The organism is Candidatus Planktophila lacus, assembly GCF_002288385.1.
In the GTDB taxonomy this organism is placed as follows: domain Bacteria; phylum Actinomycetota; class Actinomycetes; order Nanopelagicales; family Nanopelagicaceae; genus Planktophila; species Planktophila lacus_D.
Genome location: NZ_CP016783.1, coordinates 981,346 through 998,461 on the forward strand (window position 1 = coordinate 981,346; position 17,116 = coordinate 998,461).

Genomic DNA, 17,116 nt, shown 5'->3' on the forward strand with positions numbered 1-17,116 from the left:
AGAGTGTGGTCGTTTACCTGCAAAACTGAGGCTTTCTCCGATACGCTTTTTAAATGACGCAGACCCGCCAGAATTTCACGCTCTCCGATGGACGCAATCTTGAGTATTTAACTAACGGACTCAAATCAGAGGCCGCGATTATTCTGCATGCCGGAACTACACAAGACATAACTGGTTGGCAGACCTGGCTTGATTACTTCGCGGCTAAAGGCATATTCGCGCTCTCATTTGGACGAAGTGGATATGCCGGAAGTACCAAACAACCAGGACGTATAACTATTGATGTAGCCAAAGATATTGCTGAACTTTCCCAACATCTCGGGATAACCATGTTTGTAAATTTGGGACTCTCTGGTGGTGGGCAACATGCGATCGCAACAGGGTTAGACCCGCGTTCAGTTGGCGTTGTAACGGTTGGAAGCTTGGCTCCCTTTGCTGAACTCGGTGAGCGCTTCTATGACGGCATGCAACAAGCTGATCTCGATGAGTACGCAGATGCACTGCGCAATATCAACGACTTAATCAAACGTTTTCAGGGTTGGCAAGATGGAAACGTTGCCGATTCCGTTGCTGGAGCAGAATTGAGCGAACGCGATCAATTGGCAGCCTCAAAGCCAACTTGGAAAGTTGTTCTCGATTCCTGTGCATTCACAATGGGAAAAGGCTGGGATTGGGTTGCAGATGATTACAGCTCTTATTTGGAGCCATGGGGTTTTGATCCGCGCGATGTAAAGGTGCCAACAGTCATTTGGCAAGCAGAGTTAGATAAGAATGTTCCAGTTCAACACGGAAAATGGCTTTCAGAAAATATGCCAAGCGCCCGCTTAGAACTCCGCGCTGGCGAAAGCCACTTAGGGATTTACGTGAACTACGAGGAAGAGATTATGCAGAGCGCAATTGCCCTGCTTACTGCTTAGCCGGTTGCATCGGTATACCTGGTTGAACTGGATCTAGCGGTAGACCTGGCATGCCTGGTTGTCCTGGTCCCATTGGCTTCATCTGATAACCACTAGGGCATTGCACGGGTGATTTACCTGTAACTTGTTTAGATTCAGCACCTTTTACACAGGTAATAGTTATATCAGCGTTTGGATCAAATTGCGGCGCAGGTGCAATTGGTTGTGGTTTTGTCGGTTGATTTGGAGTTCCTGGTTGTCCAGCCGGTGATTGCGGTGCAGGCATATCTGCAGGTGCATCCGGTTGTTGCGCCGCAGGTTGTGCGGGAGATGATGGCGCTTTTACTGGTGTTGCCGCACTCATTTTGTAACCTGCTGGACATTGTGGCTTTACACCAGTCACTATTTTCTTAGTTGCTCCCTTTGTGCATGTTACGGTCACTTGAACTTGTTGAGCAGCAGGTGCGCTAAAGTTTTGCATTTTGTATCCACTTGGACACTTTGGTTTAACACCCGTCACCTGCTTCTTTGTCGAGCCCTTTACGCAAGTGATCGTAACTTTTCCGCCACCTGAATTCGGTACAGAAGGGGTTGAACCTTGAGCACTAGAGTTAGGAGTTGGTACATTTGAATTTGCAGAAGTTGATTTAACCCATCCATCTAATTTCACGCTAACAGTCGGTGGAGCACCTGTGTACTCGAAGTTATCTGCGTGTAGATTTACCCAATCTTTATTGGTACCAAGAATTACAGACGCTGTTTTCTTCTCACCTGTATCGTCATAAGTAATTTCAACTTTTGCATAAGCTGGCAATTTACTCATTCCATAAACGCACTTGATAAGTTCAGCTTTCATAGCAAATGCATATCGGCCGACATTCTGTGTTTTACCATCCGCCCTATAAGTAGGCGCGGCAATTCGATAACCAAGGGCGCCTTCATTGCCATCCCACTTCGGAGATCCGGGCTCATAAACAGATGCATTGCTAGTAACAATTCCTTGCACTCCATCCGTTTTCTGACAAGGACCAGAAAATTGTTGCCCAGCGCTTGAAGTCGTATTTAGGCGCCAAGAAAGGGCGTTAGAAAGGGCAGAATTGCCGAATAACTTTGAGAGAGAACTGTAGTAGCGAACTGAATTCGCATCATCAGGATCTACACCGGCAATATCTAAATTTTTTGAGCCTGGCGCAGCTGTCTGAGCACGTTTTGTTTCCTCTAGGTACTGTGTGACCGCACCAGTATTGGGTAGCCACTTGCCAGTCATTATCTCTTCGAGAGTGTTGCCTTCAACAATAAGTTCTGAATAGTTTTCGTCGTAATCTTCAGAGTAGGCGACTGGTTTATCGAGACGACCGTTTAGCCACCCAGTGATTACCTTTGGAATTCTCATAACAAGGGCAAATCGTAGATTTGAAGCAAAAGCGATTCTTTGATAACAAACCCCGGTATCAACAGCTAAACATCCAGTAACGCCGGATCCTTCAACTAGCGCCGGGTTCTCGAATTTCTTAACCGGATAAATTGATAGGCGAAGACTTTTTTCGGAGGCATCCCAAGTTGACACACCATTTGGTCTATTAAACAGCGCACTTACCAACCCCAGAATCAGGTAATCGGTACTCTTGCCACCATCGTTGATTCTCCAGATCCAAGGTCCATCAGAACCTGGATAACCTGAATTTGTCTTTGAGTTGAATGTGGATGCCCAACCCGGACTTGTTTTTCTATAAACCCTAGTAACCGGATCCGCTTTAACCTTCGAGCCATCTTCTTTGACTAGGGTCAAACTCTTAATGCATGCAGCTATTTGTCGAGCATCGCACGAACCCATAGCCACGTCATATTTGATTTGTTGAAAAGATGAATCAGCTAGTGCAGAAACACACTTTGGATCATCAGGTGTTAGGCAAGTTACAGCACCGCCTGCACCTGCTTGCCCTGCGCTTTGTTTCTCTAGAGAAATATATGACTTGAAATTAACTTGGTTCTGATCGAAGTAGACCATGGCGTTATCTGAAGAACTTGGTTCAATCACACGCAGAATTGAGCGAGCATCTTTAATAACTTCAGGATCTTCCGGCGGGGAAAATGCTGGACCGTTAGGGGCTGAAGAACCTGGCTGAGGTGTATCAACGGCGAAAGTCGATGTTGGTAATAAGGAGAGGAATAGAACTGAGGTCAACAGAAGAATCGACACTTTTCGCGATGAAATTACCACGTCACTTAGTCTAGAAGTTCTGTCCATAAATAAATAGACCTAGGCTTGGAAATCTACTTCTTCTTAAATCCTGTTGGACAGACCGGCTTAACCGCAGTTACCTTCTTGGAAGTTTTCCCCTTTACGCAAGTAATAGTTGTCTTACTCCCACTTGTTCCGGCCTGAGTGATCTTCATCTTGATAGTTGGTGATGAGAATCCAAAGCCGTAAGCGCCCATTCGGAAGAAACCGTTCTTCTCATTAACAACCGTTGTAGCCACTTGTGCTTGGCCATCGCTACTTAATACTGAAACCGTTGCCCCTATTGGCGCCTTTGAGAATCCATAGAGGCACCGTGCAACGCTTGAGTTGAGAACCAAGTCATAACTTCCTGTAGTCAGCGTGCCATCTGGTTTGGTGTGAGGGGATGCAACTTTGTAATCCAAAGTTCCTTCAGATTTATTGAAAGCTGGTGCGCCAGATGAAAAGACGCTCGCATTGGTAAAGACCAAGCCGGCGAGAGAATTAACGCTTGCTGTACATTTCGAAAGTTCTGCTGCTGTATCGCTATTTAGATTAAGCGTTTGGAAACTCCACTGGCTAGGCATCGCTACCGCTTTATCGCCGAGGAATGGCAACCATGACAAGAATTCATCTATTCCAAGAGCATCATATTTGTTGCTGTGGCCTTTAAGAATTGAGACAGAATCAAATGGATCTTGCCGACTCGCGCCGGCATAGAGACCACCACCGCGATCCTTTTGATATCTCTCGCGCAATTCTGCGGTCAAATCTGAATTCTTCGTCCAACCAAAGACGATTGGCACCTTTACTGGCTCAGCGAGAATTTCTACTTTAACCGAACTACCGCTGGCAGCAGTCACAGACACTTCTGGGTTTGCCATTCGTCCGTAAAGCCAACCGTTAAAGCGCTTAGACATATTTAGGCTAATTCCAAAAGAGTAGTTTGCAGGAAAAGGTTGCGACTTTATACAAGTGGTTCGAGTTGCCATCAAACATCTGTCATCTGTTATGAATCCAGATAAACTGGAGTCCATAGTGTTTGTCCCTGGTCCCACTGGCTTTCCAACGTAAAACATAGGATCTAAATTTGGTCCACCAGGAACGAATTGTCCTGTTTCTACCGTAACCGGATAAATGCTGTTAGTTAGTTGATCTAGAACGAATCTATTTGCTGTGCCTGCGTCACGATGCGTAAAAAAGTCAGATTTGACCAGATATAAATCTCCGGCTGAATGTGCGGCGCTAGGTATCGAAACAACCAGTGGGTTTCCACCATTTGGTAAACCGATACTTGGATCCCCCTTGATTGCAGCGTCAAAGCTTTCAGTTAACTCTGGTCTTGGGGTAAATGAATTTGAAACTGCGCCCGTCGTTAAATTCTTGGTAGTGATTCCTGCAATGCAATCAACCTCGGTTGAGTTTGCGCAGGGAGTTAAATTCATATCCCCCAATTGAAAAGTGAAATTCGTCGGGCACTTATCCAGGGATTTGCATCTGGCCATCCCAGTAATTACCTGATTCTCAACCTTGAAAGTTGCTAAGTTGGTCCAGAATCGAGCAAGAGATCGTGAGTTATTTACTAGGTAGCCGGTGTATCCAGGACCGGGAGGATTTGCAACCTGAAATTGCTCATCAATTTCAGCTACCGCTTGTGCAGAATTCATCGCAGGCGAAGCTAAGAGGCCAAGGCAAAGCGATCCTATGACAACTGCAAATTTAGCGCGGTGAGTGAATTTCATTTAAGTAATCTATCCTTCCTGTCTGGATTGCCCTATAGAGATATGGATGAAATACAAGTTATTTCTTCTTGTAACCAGTTGGGCAGACAGGTTTCACGCCAGAGACTTTCTTGGATGTCTTGCCTTTCACGCAAGTTATAGTGATCTTCTTTGCGACCGCAGGCTTTGCAACCGGAGTAGCAACCGGCTTGTCTGCTTCTTGTGTCAACTTAACGCGAACTGTTGGAGCCGAGTAGGTAAATCCATTTGCTGATAGGTAGAGCCAGCCATTCTTTTCGTTGACTGTAGTTGTCGCTACTTGAGCAGTTCCGTCTGAAGAAATGATACTGACCGTCGCAGATACAGGCGCCTTGGTAAAACCATAAATACAGCGGGCAGATTCTGAACTTATGACCAGGTTGTAATTACCGACATTTTCTTTACCCGCTTCATTGAAGTGCGGTGAGGTAACTCGGTAATCAAGAGACTGCGCCTCTTTGTTGAACGTTGGTGGAGAAGATACGTACATGCCAGCATTGGTAGTGACTATGCCTGTTAGATTCTTCGCATCACCCAGGCACTTGCGTATTTCTTCTCCCGCGCTGGCGACTTCAGAGCTGCTCAAGGTGTGAGCAATCCAGAGGGATTTATCGCCGATTGATTTATCCTTCGCCACATCTAGCCACCACAAATACTCTTTAAAAGTTTCGGCTGTGTATTGATCAAAAGTTTGTAAGAGCTGTACGTTATCCCGAGTATTCCCGATGCCATCTTGATAGGTGAAGAATCCACCCCAATTGGTCATTGCATATAAGTAGTCATACAAGGCTTTGGGCATATCTGTGTTTTTGACCCAAGTGCTCAAAACTGGAACAGCAACTGGTCCTGCTTCAACAGTAAAGAGCTGACGGCCAGAGGGATCGGTCTCTATCTTGATAGTAGGGTCTAGCAAGCGGCCGTGCATAAAACTGGTGATCGGAATACTTGTACGAATCTCAAGGCGATATTTAACATTTTTTGGTAGCGGCCAACTCAAGGCGCACTCACCTTCGACTGATCCATTTGATTGGCAACCATAATTTGAACCATTCCACCAGGTTCGAGTCTTATCTACAACAATATTGAACTTCTGCGCATTGGCTACTTTGCTCTTTGAAATAGCAAAGATTCCCATGTCAAACTGTTGAGGAGAAAGTGGTGGTTTACTTCCAAAAAATACATTTCCATTATGGAAATACCTTGGGAAGACCATGAACTGATCGCCACCTTGATGAGTTATCCCATCAAAAGTCCAAAGTGATGGAAGGCCACCATCTGGGATATTCAGGCCGGCATCGCCTTTAAACGCATATTCGTTTGATTCAGGATAATTCTGTGCATACTTTCCTGGGAATTCCTTCCCATCTTTTATTGCGGTAACCCCAACAACGCAATTTGTATCTGAAGTTGATTTGCATGCCCCAAGAATTGCGTCGTACCAAACATTGTCTGCATTGCTGCAATTTGGATCTGAGTAAGCAACACATGTCTTGGCATCTTTCTGTACCCAGTTACCATTCTTATTCTCAAAATAAAAACCGACCAGATTTGATTGCCGGGTAGTCAGCAGAAATGAATCTTCTACCAGTACGCCTGTATAACCGCCGACGTTCTTAACTGTGGGACCTTGGTCATAAAATTGTTCAATTGGCTTGGTATCTGCGCTGGCGAGAATCGGAACCGATAGCCCCAAAATCAGAAGTGTTGAAAGTAGGCTCTTGATCAGCTTCTTGGACTTGCTCATCTCGGCTCCCCCGCAGATTTAGAACATGGAACTATCTGGAACTTCACCGCATCTGGAAGCCATTTTTATGCGCCAAAGAGGAAAAGTCATCGAAATTCTCTACCTATTTCGTGGAATTATTGAAAGACCACGCCTGCTTTTATGAGTCTGGCGGTCATAGCCGCATAACCAGCGCTGAACTCTGGAGAATCAATCTCTGATTTCCAGCGGCCGCTCGTCGCCGCATCCGGCGTCATTGATTGTGTGAAGAAATCCTGCATGGCGGTTTCATCCAAGAGCTTGAGGAAGTCAAGGAGTCTCTTGTACGTAGCTTCTCGTTTCTTGATTGCGAGATCTTCTAAAGCGATCGTAATTTTCTTTTCTGGCTTAACTGCGGTCAAGGCTTCGTGGCCTGCCAGCAGTCGAGCTTCGATCCAATCCAAACCTTCTAGCGCAGTTGTTGGGCCCCACTTCTTGGTGAGAAGCGAGGCAATAACATCGCGAGGATCGCGAACCATATTTATAAAAAGCGCGTTGGGAAATAGTTCTTGAAGTTTATTAGCCTCTGGAATATTCATGGGAGTTGTCTCGACCCAATAAATCTCATCGCTGGCTTCAAATTGCTTGCTGATGAACGTGGCCATGAAGCGACGGGCAGCCCATTTGCGGTTGATCTTTAAATCGCGTTTAAGTCTCTTGAGTAAGTTTTCAAGATCTGTCTTTGCAATACCTGAGATTAGCCCGCGGCCATGCGGAGGGGGTGCATCAATATCCCACCACTTCTCCCAGATGAATTTATTGAACTCTGCAAGGATCTTAGAAAATCGTTCTTTCTCTTTTCGGTTACGTTTGCGGTAAGTGCGAAAGTTAAGGATTGAAACTTTTCCTGCGCTCTTTTCAATCTCATTGCTATATCCGAAGACCACATCGACAAGCCCCGATTTATTGGTAAGGAACTTTATTTCAATGGGCGTGCTGGTTCTGATCTTGGAATGATTTCCAAGCAGATCTCCAACGACAGTCGTTCCGCTGCGGCCGGTTCCGCCCACAAATACTGGGATGACCTTAGAACTCATTGGGTAAGACTAACTTGCGATGATTCGATAGCCGTTGATTACGATGACAGCTACTCCGACGAGGATCCCGATCTGCTTACGAGGTAACTTCACAACGATGCGAGCAGCGATTGGCGCCATTATGCAGCCACCGAGTGCAAGCCCGCCAACAGCGGCCCAGTTGATATCTAAGCGGTGCAGGTTCGCTAAGAAGCCAACGCTGGCAGAGACGGCAACGATAAATTCTGAGGCGCTCACTGTTCCGATAATTTTGCGAGGTTCTATCTGAGTAGTTGTCATAAGGGTTGGCGTAACTATTGGACCCCATCCCCCACCACCAGATGCATCTACAAAACCACCGGTAAAGCCTAGATAAGTTAAAAACCTTGGGTTGGTAACTTCAAGTGAATTTGTATTCACCTGCGGTTGAAAGATATTTCGGTATAAAAGTAAGAAGCCGAGCAATAGAAGAAGTGTTGAGATAAAGACTTTTGCGCTAGAGAGATCTATAGAAGATAGAAAGGTTGCACCTAGCAATGCGCCAATGCCACCTGGGATTGCGAGTTTAAAGAGAATTTTCTTATCTATGTTTTCCGCATGCCAGTGTGATGCGCCAGATACTAAGGTTGTGCCGATTTCAGCGGCGTGAACTGCAGCGGATGCAACCGCAGCAGATGCTCCTAAGGTCAACAACAGAGTTGAGCTAGTTAAACCAAAACCCATGCCGAGAGTGCCATCAATTAACTGTGCGACCGATCCTGCCAAAGCAAAGAAAATCCAGTTCATAGAGCCACCTTAAGTATCGCGCTAACGCTGGCATCAAGATCTGCAGTGCCATCGATTGTAATCTCAGGTTTTGCTGGGCGCTCGTAATCTTGACCTACGCCAGTGAAGTTAGGGATCTCTCCCTTGGCAGCCTTCTTATACAGACCCTTTGGATCGCGAGAGATACATACATCTACTGGTGTATCTACGAATACTTCAATGAAATCACCTTCTGCAAATATCGAACGTGCGCGCTGGCGATCAACTTCAAATGGGCTAACTAGCGCTGTAATAACAATTAACCCGGCATCGACCATTAGTTTGGCAACTTCAGAGACTCTACGAACATTCTCTGCACGATCTTCGGGGGTAAAGCCCAAATCAACATTGAGACCCATACGTAGATTGTCACCATCTAATACATAAGCATGTGCACCTTGAGCATGAAGGCGTTTTTCAAGAAGGTTGGCGATCGTAGATTTTCCTGAACCCGATAGACCTGTTAACCAGATAACTTTTGCGCGCTGATTTTTAGCCGCTTCGCGAGCAGTTTTATCGACCTCGTAGGCCTGTGCGGTGATGTTTTCACCACGGCGTAATGAGTGGCGAATCATGCCGGCGCCAACTGTTTGGAAGTTGGTGCGATCTACCAGGATAAAGTTTCCGAATTCGCGAGATTGTTTATATGGATCTAGTGCGATCGGTTGGTTTGTTGCAATTTCAACCTCGCCAATTTCGTTCATGGCCAGGGTATTTACTGAGAGGTGCTCACCTGTATGAACGTCAATCTTGTGACGAATCTTGGTGATGATTACTGGAGTCTCGCTAGGGCCTGATACGAGAAGATATGAACGGCTATGAATCAAGGCATCTTCATTTAGCCAGACTAGGTTTGCGTTAAAGCGATCAGATGGAGTTACAGCGCTTTGATTGGCGTAAACCAGATCACCGCGAGTTATATCTACCTCTGGCTCGAGTACCAGCGTCACCGCATCCGACTGAGCGGCAACTTTTTGGCTCTGCATGTCAGAAATTATCTGCGCAATCGTTGCTACTTGATTGCTAGGAAAGATCTTTACCTGATCGCCTAATTTGAAGTCACCTAAGTGAACCGTCCCGGTAACACCTCTGAAATCTTCGGCACGAGCGATAGATTGAACGCGCAGGCGAGCAGTTGCTTCTGCGGATTTGCCTGGTTGCCAACCTTGAATCGCCTCAAGCAAAGTCTCGCCTGAATACCAAGGCGTTGAATTACTGCGATAAACCACGTTATCGCCAGCTAGCGCACTAAGCGGAATAAAGTGAACGTCGGCGATATCAAGGCGCTCTAGAGTCTTTTCAATCTCACTCTTTATCTCGCTATAGATACTCTCTTGAAACCCAACGGCATCTAATTTATTGATCGCAACTAATACTCGCTGGACTCCCATTAGAGAACAGATAGTTAGATGGCGCAAAGTTTGGGTACGCACTCCCTTTGTAGCATCGACTAAAACTATTGAGATCTCAGCGCGTGATGCGGCAACAGCCATATTGCGTGTGTATTGCTCGTGTCCTGGAGCATCAGAGATGATTAAACGTCGTCCATCAAGAAGTGACATCGAGCGATATGCCACATCAATTGTGATTCCTTGTTCGCGCTCTGCTTCAAGGCCATCTGTAAGCAAACTAAAGTCAATTTCACCCGCTGGAATAATCGACCCTGCACGACGTACTTTTCGCGTTGAATCAATCGTGTCATGAGGAACGCTATCGGTCTCAACCAATAGACGTCCGATCAAGGTGCTCTTTCCATCATCAACGCTTCCACAAGTTAAGAGACGAACAATTGGGGTCTGCACTAGAAGTACCCCTCTTTCTTCTTCTTCTCCATCGAATCTTCATTTGCGCCGTCAATTAAACGCGTTGCTCGTTCGCTCAGCTTCACCTTTAAAACCTCGTCAACAACTTCAGAGATCGTTGTTGCAGTTGATTCAACGGCTGCGGTAAGCGGGTAGCAACCGAGAGTTCTAAAGCGAACCATCTTTGGCTCTGGAACTTCTCCAGGGTTAAGTGGGTAGCGATCATCATCGACCATAATTAATTGGTCACCGCGTTTAACCATGGGGCGATTTTTTGCAAAGTAAAGAGGATTTACTTCAATTTTCTCTTGTTGGATATAGCGCCAGATATCGCCTTCGGTCCAATCTGAAAGTGGAAAGACGCGCATTGTCTGACCAGGCGCTAAACGAGTGTTGTAAGAACGCCAGAGTTCGGGGCGTTGATTACGTGGGTTCCAGCTATGGCCTTCATCGCGAACGCTAAAGATTCGTTCCTTTGCGCGAGATTTTTCTTCATCACGGCGTGATCCCCCGATAGCGGCATCTACTTCATAGTGATCGAGCGCTTGCCGTAGTGCAACAGTCTTCATGATGCGCGTGTATTCAGAAATACCGGTAGTAAATGGATTTGCTCCGGAAGTTGCGCCCTCTTGGTTTGTGTGAACAATCAAATTCAATTTGTGATCGGCGACAATCTTGTCGCGGAAGGAGATCATCTCTTTAAACTTCCATGTTGTATCGATATGTAACAACCGGAAAGGAACTGGGGCGGGATAGAAAGCTTTGATCGCTAAATGGAGAAGAACGGAAGAATCTTTTCCAATGGAATACATCATCACGGGATTTCGGAAGGATGCGGCGGTCTCGCGCAGAATCTCTATCGATTCAGCCTCAAGGGCCATTAAAATTCCTTCATTCACATGCACGCGCCTACGCTACTGGTTAATCCTGTGATCTACCTGTATTTCTTCTGGCAGCGCGGGCAAAAATGCGATGATCTCGCACCAAATGTGATCCGGCGAATAGGTGTTCCACAACGCGGGCATGGCTCATCGGTACACCCATAAGCCGCAAGGGCTTGTTCGAAGAATCCACTTTCGCCATTTACATTTATATAGAGATCGTCAAACGATGTGCCACCTTGTTCGATTGCTTCACTCATAACCTCTGTTGCATAACTAATTATCGAAGCAAGCTTCTTCTTGGAAAGATCGGCTGTAGATACTTCTGGATGAACCTTGGCGCGCCAAAGAGTTTCATCGGCATAGATATTTCCAACACCGCTCATGATTTCTTGGTTTAGTAGCGCGGTTTTAATTCGGATCTTTCGCTTTGCAAACTTCTCAATCGTCTCTTGCAGATCAAATTGCGAATCAAAGGGATCGCGCGCAATGTGCTGGGCTGAACTTGGCACGCCATCAATTGTCTCTTCAACTGATACCCAGCCGAAGGTTCGCTGATCATTAAAAACTAGTTCGCGCTTGCGCATCTGCTTGGTCAGGTCAAACTGTGCGCGTACATGCTTTGCTCTGGGATGGCCTTGCTGATGAATTAAGAATTGCCCACTCATTCCCAAATGAGCAACTAATACCTGTGGGCGATCCAAAACAAACCAGAGAAACTTGCCACGTCGATTTAAATCGATGATCTTGGCGCCCTGAATAGATTTTAGCGGTGCGATTGATTCAGGTTTAAGCGCGCGTGGATGTAAATCATGCGCCCCAACAATTTTGTAACCTTTAACCAGGCTGACTAAACCGCGGCGAACCGTTTCTACTTCTGGGAGTTCGGGCACAACTTAACCTTTTTTTATCACGCTAAGTGCGGCAAGTGCGCTGTCATAACCCTTATCTTCTTTGCTTCCAGGAAGGCCAGCGCGCGCAGTCGCTTGTTCTAGGTTGTCGCACATAAGTACTCCAAAGCCAATTGGCTTAGATCTGCTTAGCGAAACATCCATTACGCCCTGAGTGAGGCCCTGACAGACATAATCAAAGTGCGGAGTTTCACCACGAAGAACAAGACCGACAATGACAGCAACGTCAAAGCCTTCATCAAAGGCTAACTGTGCAGCAAGTGGAAGTTCAAAAGAGCCAGCAACTGTGCGAACTACAGGATTAGCTATACCCGACTCTTTAAAACCACGAACTGCACCGGCAACTAGCGCATCACATATATCTGGATGCCAAGCAGCGGTGATGACAATTGCCTTGAGATGTGGCATTTGTGGAATCTTTACTTCGGGGGCATGTCCAGCCATTAGAGCGCTCCTAACGCGTGGTTTAACTTATCTCGCTTGGTTTCTAGATACTTCTGGTTATGTTTGTTAGCAATTACTTCAAGTGGTGCGGTAGTTAGAGAAATTCCAGTTGCCTTTATCGCGGCAATCTTTTCAGGATTGTTGGTCAATAAAGTTAGTGATTTTACTTTTAAGCGGTTAAGGATCTCTGCCGCATCTTCATAGGTGCGATCATCTACAGGCTGACCGATTGAAATATTTGCTTCAACGGTATCTTGGCCAGAATCCTGCAACGCGTAAGCGCGAATTTTCTCAGCAAGACCTATGCCGCGGCCTTCGTGATCGCGAAGATAGATGACATATCCGTGGCCGTTTTCTTCAATCAGGCGAATTGCTTCTTGGAGTTGCGGACCACAATCACAGCGCTTGGATCCGAATACATCTCCAGTTAAGCATTCGGAATGAACGCGCACTACCGGCTGACTACTTGGAGTCTGGGCAAATTTAAGAACTGCGTGTTCTGCTCCAGTTGGTGAAATATATGTGGAGATCTGCCATTGCGCGCTGCCAAGTGGAAGCTCTGCCCATTCAAGGCTTGCTATATCAGCGCTCTTCTTTTCGGGCAGTACGCGAGATAGTTCATCGATAGAGATCACTTCTAAATCATGCGCTTTGGCAAATTCGGTTATCTGAGAACCGCGCATCATCGATCCATCATCATTTACTAATTCAGAGAGAACTGCACAAGGATTAGATCCAGTTAGTTCGCATAGAGCCATACTTGCCTCGGTATGGCCACGACGTTGGTGAAGTCCACCCGGTACTGATATCAGCGGAAACACATGTCCTGGTCGTGCAAAATCTGTCGGCAGTGAACTGGCATTAGCAAGTGCACGCAGTGTGTTTGCTCGCTCGGCTGCCGGAATACCTGTCGAGCGGCCAGCGATTGCATCGACCGTAACGGTGAAAGCTGTTGTGTGGTTATCTTCATTACGCTTAACCATAAGTGGAAGTTTTAGCTTCTTGGCAGTTTCCTCAGTAATGATTCCGCAGATGACACCAGATGTGTATCGAACCATAAATCCGATATTTTCAGGGGTGGCTTTATCAGCGAGGAGAATTAAATCTGCTTCGTTCTCGCGATTTTCATCATCGGTTACGACGATGAACTTGCCCGCCTTGAATTCAGAGAATACTTTTTCTAAATTACTCATTTGTCATCCTGTCCACGTGCAATAAGTCTTTCAACGTACTTTGCTAGAACATCTACCTCGACGTTGAGGGGATCTGAAATCTTTTTGGCAGCAAGATTGGTCTTAGCTAGAGTTTCTGGGATTAACCAAACAGATACTTGATCAAGCCCATCGTTTAGTTCGCCAACCGTCAGCGATACACCTTCAATACAAATAGAACCTTGTGCAACCACGTACTTCATAAGGTGGGCAGGCACTGCAATATCCATGCGCGTCCACTCTTTATCAGCCGAGATTCCAGCAACTTTCGCTACGCCATCAACATGGCCCTGCACGATATGGCCACCAAGGCGATCTTGTGTGCGGGTAGCAAGTTCCAGGTTTACAGGAGAACCAACACCAAGTGCGCCCGTTGAAGTTAGGTTGAGCGTTTGCATCATTACATCTACTTCAAAACTCTGGCTATCAAAAGATGTAACAGTTAAACAGACACCGTTAACGCTAACCGAATCTCCTTGGGCTATTTGAGCGCAAATTTCGGCGCTCTTAATCTGCAACTTGGCGCTGCTTTCCTGGCGCTCAATTGCAGAAACTTGGCCGACTGCTTGAATTAGCCCTGTAAACATTAGCGCCCACCTTCTTCTTGGTTTGCGCTCTTTATAAGTGTTATCTTCAAATCTGCACCGATTACTTCAACATCTGCGATCTCGAAATCTAAACGCTCTGAAATAGTGGCAACTCCCAAATCTGAAATTGATGGTGTGCCCGAGCCAAAGAAAGTTGGCGCCTGATACAGAATTACTTCATCGATTAAGCCTGACTTCAAGAGCGCAGTTCCAAAGGTTGGTCCAGATTCAATTAGCAATTGGTTAAAGCCACGTGCCTTAGCCAAGTTGATTAGCTCTTGCAGATCACGAGATTTGATGGCAATGGTTTCTGCATCGGCGTTAAGAATCTGCGAGCTTGAAGTAATTTCAGAGCTACCCATCACAATACGGACCGGGTTCTTGCCGGCACCTTTACTGGTGAGCAAAGGATTGTCAGCCTTTACCGTTGTTGTAGATGTAACGATGGCATCGGCTTGTGAGCGAAGTAGCGCAACATCTGCTCGCGCTACTTCGCTAGTAATCCATTTGGAAGTGCCATCGGCGGCGGCAACTTTGCCATCCATGGTCGATGCGATCTTCCAGGTGATTCGCGGGCGCTCTTTGGCAATCTTGGTTATCCATGCGCGGTTATCAAAGGCTGCCTCACTTTCCAGCAGCCCTTGCTCTACATCAATTCCAGATGCGCGAAGGTACTCGCCTCCCCCAGAGGCAATCGGATTTGGATCGCTAACTGCATAAACAACTTTTTTGATTCCGGCGGCAATAATCGCTTGTGTGCAGGGTGGAGTTTTGCCCTGGTGGTTACATGGTTCAAGAGTTACATAAATGATTGCGCCCGCTGGAATACTCTTTGCCGCATTTATCGCAACTACTTCAGCATGGTCTGCGCCCTGATGAAAACCTTCGCTTATGAATTCATCGGTAGAGCTGGTTATAACTGCGCCAACAATTGGGTTTGGGAAAGTCTTACCAAGGCCAGCGCGAGCACACTCGATGGCGCGCGCCATCGCGGCTTCAGCACTTAACACTTGGTTCATCTTCAACACCCTTTATCGAGATTTGGTGTTGCATCTCGGGGTGGAAAGGCAGTGGCAGCCGACGCATTAGCCCTTTAAACAAAGTTAATTGCACAAAGGGTGCGACAGCTACACGTTGGTTTTCTCTCATCCGGACTTTAACCGTCGGTTCGGGAATTACACCCAATCCACCGGTCATTGGCTATGACCGGGTCGCAGACTTTCACTGCCGGTTCGAAATTACATCGACCCCGAAAAACAACACTCTTATTCTAGCGCCCCGCTTTGAGGGCTTTCATCCAAATCTCATAAAGTGGTTTTGCCGCCGCCTGTGTAGCGGTCATTACGCCACCTTTTTCAGGAAATAGGTTCTGTTTTCCATCTTCATCCCAGACTGCGCCACCTGCTTCAGCAACGATTAAGAGCGATGCCAAATGATCAATCGGACTGAAATGTCCAACGACTGCGCCAACACCGCGCGCAAGGGCCGGACCAACGATCGTTAGCGTGCCAGAGCCCATGATGCGCATTGTGCAATATTGCTCCGCAAGTCCATCAAGTAACCCAAGCATGCCGGGCCATGGTTGATATGCCGCAAGTTCGGTTGAAACTATTCGTGAAGCTAGTGGATTTTCAACGCCACTTTGATCTTCAATAACTAGCGGTTTGCCATTTCGTTTCGCACCTTTGCCACGCTGTGCTTCATACAACTCATCACGCCATGGATCTATAACAACGCCAACTAAGACATCGCGATTATGTGCAAGTCCGAAACAGAATGAAGTCCAAGGTAAACGGTTTGCAAAGTTAGTTGTTCCATCGATTGGATCGAGATACCAAGATGGAGTATCGGCAAGGTAAGCACCGCCCATCTCTTCGCCAACGAAGTTATGTCCAGGCAAGTTTGCCGCAATAACTTCACGTACGTGGGCTTCGATCATTACATCAATCTCGGTAACGATATCGGCGGCATTTGTCTTTAACTCAATTTTTCCAGGATCCATATTGCTAGCGACTAGAATCGCCCACTTGCCTAGATCGCGGGCGATAACCATCGCGCGGTCTAAATCAATATCTTCTAACTTCATCTTCCGTGGTCCACCTGTATCCATGGTTGGATTTTCAGCGATCACCTTTTGTAATTGAGTTAATTGATTAGAGGTAACTGAATCAACGCCGATAGCTGCTGCCCAGCGCATGGTGGCCTCGTCATCAACCGTCCAGACTGCAACTTTAAAACCTGATTCGTGGAGTGCCTTAACAGACTTCTGAGTAACAAATGAGTAATGCAAATTTATAAATTCGGGCTGCAAAATATCGGTCTCAGCCTTTGTAGGAAGCGCCAACTTATCCCACGGCATCCAGATGCGAGCTTTTGGTGATAGCGAACGGATGGTGTGCATTCCATCGAAATTTCCGCACCAAAATATTTGTTCTTCAGGAAGTGGGCCACCGGCAACAACCTCATAGGTTGGCTTTGCTGGCTCTGGTTGTTCCATATCGATCATCAAAATTGATTTGCTACCGACAAATAACTTTAAGACATCAATTAACAGCGGAATGCGATCTTCACCATGGCCGAGTTGAGAAATCTGCGCCCAATCCATCTCGGTGCTCTCTTTGGATATTCCCCAAAGGCGTTCTAGGTTTGAGTCATGTAGAACAATTACCTTGCCATCGCGAGTTATACGGACATCAATTTCAACGACTTCAGCGCCGGCGTCAATTGCGCTTTGGATAGCAACAATTGTATTCTCACGAAAGCGGCTGGAATCTCCGCGATGTGCGCAGGCAAAAGTTTTGGATTTGGATTCAGACATGGG

14 protein-coding genes and 1 riboswitch are annotated in these 17,116 nt (G+C 46.6%); of the genes, 1 reads left to right on the forward strand and 13 read right to left on the reverse strand.

Annotated elements, in window-relative coordinates; genetic code table 11:
- The first annotated feature begins 53 nt into the window (after window positions 1–53).
- Window positions 54–917, forward strand: a complete 864-nt coding sequence (locus A1sIIB60_RS04940; protein WP_095689342.1) for an alpha/beta fold hydrolase — start codon at window positions 54–56, stop codon at window positions 915–917.
- Here A1sIIB60_RS04940 and A1sIIB60_RS04945 read toward each other — a convergent pair.
- From A1sIIB60_RS04945 to A1sIIB60_RS05005, 13 genes are all read right to left on the reverse strand, one after another.
- A complete protein-coding gene (locus tag A1sIIB60_RS04945) occupies window positions 907–3,117 on the reverse strand; it encodes a hypothetical protein (RefSeq protein WP_150131914.1) in 2,211 nt (736 codons plus the stop codon). The genes A1sIIB60_RS04940 and A1sIIB60_RS04945 overlap by 11 nt on opposite strands.
- 53 nt (window positions 3,118–3,170) lie before the next feature.
- A complete protein-coding gene (locus A1sIIB60_RS04950; RefSeq protein WP_095689344.1) occupies window positions 3,171–4,859 on the reverse strand; it encodes a hypothetical protein in 1,689 nt (562 codons plus the stop codon).
- A 58-nt stretch (window positions 4,860–4,917) separates the two neighbouring features.
- Complete coding sequence (locus A1sIIB60_RS04955) at window positions 4,918–6,621, reverse strand: hypothetical protein (RefSeq protein WP_095689345.1); 1,704 nt, start codon at window positions 6,619–6,621, stop codon at window positions 4,918–4,920.
- 116 nt (window positions 6,622–6,737) lie between these two features.
- Window positions 6,738–7,676, reverse strand: a complete 939-nt coding sequence (locus A1sIIB60_RS04960; protein ID WP_095689346.1) for a sulfotransferase family protein — start codon at window positions 7,674–7,676, stop codon at window positions 6,738–6,740.
- Between the two features lie 9 nt (window positions 7,677–7,685).
- A complete protein-coding gene (locus A1sIIB60_RS04965) occupies window positions 7,686–8,441 on the reverse strand; it encodes a sulfite exporter TauE/SafE family protein (RefSeq protein ID WP_095677560.1) in 756 nt (251 codons plus the stop codon).
- Window positions 8,438–10,261 (reverse strand): adenylyl-sulfate kinase, encoded by a 1,824-nt coding sequence (cysC, locus tag A1sIIB60_RS04970; RefSeq protein ID WP_095689347.1) that lies wholly within the window; start codon window positions 10,259–10,261, stop codon window positions 8,438–8,440. The genes A1sIIB60_RS04965 and cysC overlap by 4 nt, the downstream gene beginning before the upstream one ends.
- On the reverse strand, window positions 10,261–11,142 hold the full coding sequence (gene cysD / locus A1sIIB60_RS04975) for a sulfate adenylyltransferase subunit CysD (protein ID WP_095689645.1): 882 nt from the start codon (window positions 11,140–11,142) through the stop codon (window positions 10,261–10,263). Before cysD ends, cysC begins: the two co-directional genes overlap by 1 nt.
- A 53-nt stretch (window positions 11,143–11,195) precedes the next feature.
- Window positions 11,196–12,035 carry a bifunctional DNA-formamidopyrimidine glycosylase/DNA-(apurinic or apyrimidinic site) lyase gene (gene mutM / locus A1sIIB60_RS04980; RefSeq protein ID WP_095671380.1) on the reverse strand — a complete coding sequence of 280 codons (840 nt, stop codon included), beginning with the start codon at window positions 12,033–12,035 and terminating at the stop codon, window positions 11,196–11,198.
- 3 nt (window positions 12,036–12,038) lie between these two features.
- Window positions 12,039–12,497 carry a 6,7-dimethyl-8-ribityllumazine synthase gene (gene ribH / locus A1sIIB60_RS04985; protein WP_095689348.1) on the reverse strand — a complete coding sequence of 153 codons (459 nt, stop codon included), beginning with the start codon at window positions 12,495–12,497 and terminating at the stop codon, window positions 12,039–12,041.
- Complete coding sequence (gene ribB / locus A1sIIB60_RS04990; RefSeq protein WP_095689349.1) at window positions 12,497–13,690, reverse strand: 3,4-dihydroxy-2-butanone-4-phosphate synthase; 1,194 nt, start codon at window positions 13,688–13,690, stop codon at window positions 12,497–12,499. Before ribB ends, ribH begins: the two co-directional genes overlap by 1 nt.
- Window positions 13,687–14,295 (reverse strand): riboflavin synthase, encoded by a 609-nt coding sequence (locus tag A1sIIB60_RS04995; protein ID WP_095689350.1) that lies wholly within the window; start codon window positions 14,293–14,295, stop codon window positions 13,687–13,689. The genes ribB and A1sIIB60_RS04995 overlap by 4 nt, the downstream gene beginning before the upstream one ends.
- Window positions 14,295–15,314: a bifunctional diaminohydroxyphosphoribosylaminopyrimidine deaminase/5-amino-6-(5-phosphoribosylamino)uracil reductase RibD gene (gene ribD, locus A1sIIB60_RS05000; RefSeq protein ID WP_095689351.1), complete on the reverse strand. Its 1,020-nt coding sequence runs from the start codon at window positions 15,312–15,314 to the stop codon at window positions 14,295–14,297. Before ribD ends, A1sIIB60_RS04995 begins: the two co-directional genes overlap by 1 nt.
- Window positions 15,315–15,428: 114 nt before the next feature.
- A riboswitch (FMN riboswitch) is annotated at window positions 15,429–15,557 on the reverse strand.
- Window positions 15,558–15,565: 8 nt separating this feature from the next.
- On the reverse strand, window positions 15,566–17,113 hold the full coding sequence (locus A1sIIB60_RS05005; protein ID WP_095689352.1) for an inositol monophosphatase family protein: 1,548 nt from the start codon (window positions 17,111–17,113) through the stop codon (window positions 15,566–15,568).
- Between the last annotated feature and the right edge of the window lie 3 nt (window positions 17,114–17,116).

Coding starts and splice junctions, on each gene's coding strand:
- A1sIIB60_RS04940 (WP_095689342.1), top strand. CDS start 54: ATGACGCAGACCCGCCAGAATTTCACGCTCTCCGATGGACGCAATCTT.
- A1sIIB60_RS04950 (WP_095689344.1), bottom strand. CDS start 4,859: ATGAAATTCACTCACCGCGCTAAATTTGCAGTTGTCATAGGATCGCTT.
- A1sIIB60_RS04955 (WP_095689345.1), bottom strand. CDS start 6,621: ATGAGCAAGTCCAAGAAGCTGATCAAGAGCCTACTTTCAACACTTCTG.
- A1sIIB60_RS04960 (WP_095689346.1), bottom strand. CDS start 7,676: ATGAGTTCTAAGGTCATCCCAGTATTTGTGGGCGGAACCGGCCGCAGC.
- A1sIIB60_RS04965 (WP_095677560.1), bottom strand. CDS start 8,441: ATGAACTGGATTTTCTTTGCTTTGGCAGGATCGGTCGCACAGTTAATT.
- cysD (WP_095689645.1), bottom strand. CDS start 11,142: ATGGCCCTTGAGGCTGAATCGATAGAGATTCTGCGCGAGACCGCCGCA.
- ribH (WP_095689348.1), bottom strand. CDS start 12,497: ATGGCTGGACATGCCCCCGAAGTAAAGATTCCACAAATGCCACATCTC.
- ribB (WP_095689349.1), bottom strand. CDS start 13,690: ATGAGTAATTTAGAAAAAGTATTCTCTGAATTCAAGGCGGGCAAGTTC.
- A1sIIB60_RS04995 (WP_095689350.1), bottom strand. CDS start 14,295: ATGTTTACAGGGCTAATTCAAGCAGTCGGCCAAGTTTCTGCAATTGAG.
- ribD (WP_095689351.1), bottom strand. CDS start 15,314: ATGAACCAAGTGTTAAGTGCTGAAGCCGCGATGGCGCGCGCCATCGAG.
- A1sIIB60_RS05005 (WP_095689352.1), bottom strand. CDS start 17,113: ATGTCTGAATCCAAATCCAAAACTTTTGCCTGCGCACATCGCGGAGAT.